The sequence below is a fragment of the Sphaerisporangium sp. NPDC088356 genome, assembly GCF_040685555.1.
Taxonomy (GTDB): domain Bacteria; phylum Actinomycetota; class Actinomycetes; order Streptosporangiales; family Streptosporangiaceae; genus Sphaerisporangium.
Window position 1 is genome coordinate 1 of record NZ_JBFBIK010000249.1, and the last position, 2,552, is coordinate 2,552.

The following is a 2,552-nucleotide window of genomic DNA, read 5'->3' on the forward strand; positions in this document are numbered from 1 at the left end:
ATCTGCCGGGTGCGTCGCCGCACCCGGCGCTTCAGCGGTGCGCCCGTACTAGTTCACGTTCTTGTAGATGGAGCACGCCGCTGCGGTCAGGCGGACCGGACCGACCTTGCGAATCTTGATCTTCTTCATCTCGTTCTCCTCTCGCTGTTCGAAGGCTTGCGGTTCACAATGACCGTCCGCACTGGACAGGCGTCGGCACATGGCTGGACGCGGAGCGCGGGCCGGAGGGGGATCGTCCAGCCATCCGCCAGCGAGGTCCCGCCGACCGGGGAATGGCCGAGATAGGACACTTGGCAGCCTCGCTTTACATTTAGTCAAAACGTATGATTCTCCAGATTTCTGCATATATTGGCACTTCGTCTCCAGGAGAGATATGGCAGAGATACGGTTTCACCTGCTTGGACCGTTACGGGTATGGCGAGGGGAAACCGAGGTCGAGCTCGGGTCGGCCAGACAACGCGCCGTGCTCGCGTTGTTGCTTCTTAAGGCGGGCGCGCCTGTCCAGCGGCAGGAGATCATCGACGCCGTGTGGGGCGACGACACGCCGGACTCCGTCGTCAACCTCGTCCAGACCTATGTAGGGCGATTACGTCGCCGAGTCGACCCCAGCCATATCGCGCACTCCGGCTCGTCCTGGCTCGCCGGGCTCGGGTCCGCCTACGCCATCCGGCTCGACCGGTGCGACTCCGACCTGGCCCGCTTCCGTGAGTTGGCGGGCTGCGCCAGGAAGGCGTCATCGCCAAGAGATTCGCTGGAACTACTGCTCCAAGCCCTGCGCATGTGGCAGGGACCATGCCTGTCCGACCTCGACCACATGCTCAAGGGCCATCCCTGGGTGCGCGCCATCGACCAGGAGCGCATCAACGTCCTGCTGGAGGCCGCGCAGGTCGCGCTGCGGCTCGGCCTCGCCTCCGAAGTGCTGCCGCAGCTCCGCGCCGTCGCCCTGGCCGAACCGCTGGACGAGGCCGTCCACTCCTGGCTGGTCCTGGCCCTCGCCGCGTCAGGAGCGCAGGCCGACGCGCTGGCCGCGTACGAGTCGACCCGCGCCAGGCTCGCCGATGAGCTCGGCATCGACCCGGGCGCCCAGCTACGCGCGGCGCACCTGCAGGTACTGCGGCAGGAGACGGGTCCGCAGCCCTCGTACGAGACCCCGGGCCCCGCACCCCTTCGGCCGGCCCTCCTGCCCGCCGACATCGGCGACTTCACCGGCCACGAGGTGCTGGTCGAGCACCTGTGCAACCATCTCGCCAACCGCAAACGCGGGCCCATCACGGTCACGCTGATCACCGGGCAGGGTGGGGTCGGCAAGACCACCATGGCCATCCACGTGGCCCACCGCATGAGCGACGACTTCCCCGACGGTCAGCTGTACGCGGACCTGCTCGGCACCGACGCGTGCCCGGCCGACCCCGGGCGGGTGCTCACCCGGTTCCTGCGCGCGCTCGGCATCCACTCCTCCGCCATCCCCGAGGACATGGAGGAGCGCGTGGATCTGTACCGCAGCCGGCTCGCTGGGCGCAGGATCCTCGTCGTCTTGGACAACCTCGCCGGGGCCGCCCAGGTCAAGTCGCTGCTGCCCGGCTCACCCTCCTGCGGCGTCATCGTGACGAGCCGCTCCCGGCTGTCCGGCTGGCCCGGCGCCTGCGCCGTCGACCTCGGCGTGATGGAACCGGAGGACGCCGAAGGACTGCTCACGGCGATCCTCGGCGCCAAGCGCGTCGAGGCCGAACCCGAGGCGGCCGCGGAACTCGTACGGTCGTGCGGCGAGCTGCCGCTGGCCATCCGGGCGGCGGCGACGCGACTGACCTCGCGTCCACACCTGACGCTCACTCGTTTCACCGAACGGTTCGCCCGTGGGGGACTGGACGAGCTGACCCTGGAGGACCTCGACGTGCGGGCCAACCTCGCGGCCGGCTACCGGCGAAGCGGCGAAGCGGCACAGCGGGCGTTCCGCCTGCTCGGCCTGCTGGACGTGCCGTCGTTCGCGGCGTGGACGGCCGCCACCATGCTGGAGATCTCCCCGGAGGCGGCCGAGGAACTCGTCGACGCGCTCGCCGACACGCGCCTCCTGGAGGTCGTGGGCACGGACGCCACCGGCCACACCCGCTACAGCTTCCACCGGCTCGTCCGGCTCTACGCCCGCGAGCGGGCCGCGCTGGAGGAGAACGACGCCACCATCCGCGTCGTGGTCACCAGGGCACTCGCCACCCTGCTCGCCCTCGCACAGGAGGCCGACGACCACCTGCCGTCCTCGCGGTACGCGCCGATACGGGGAAGGGCGCCGCGCTGGCCCGTGCCCTCACCGGTCCATGACAGGCTTGCCGCCGCCGACCCGCTCTCCTGGTTCGAGAGCGAACGAGCCTGTCTGGTCGCGGCCGTGTCGCAGGCCTCGGCCATCGGCCACGAGGAGCTGGCGTGGGAGCTGGCCGGTTCACTGCTGAACGCCGCGATCATCCGGGGGTACTGGAACGAGCTGGAGCAGACCCATCGGACCGCTCTGCTCGCGTGCCGGAACACGGGGAACCGGCTCGGCGAGGCGGTGATGCTACGCG

The 2,552-nt window shown here is 69.7% G+C and carries 1 protein-coding gene; it reads left to right on the plus strand.

Annotated features, from left to right (window positions below; translation table 11 throughout):
• Positions 1 to 373 precede the first annotated feature (373 nt).
• Positions 374 to 2,552, plus strand: a 2,179-nt coding sequence (locus AB0O34_RS36605) for a BTAD domain-containing putative transcriptional regulator (RefSeq protein ID WP_363923569.1), incomplete at its 3' end; no start/stop codon positions are given.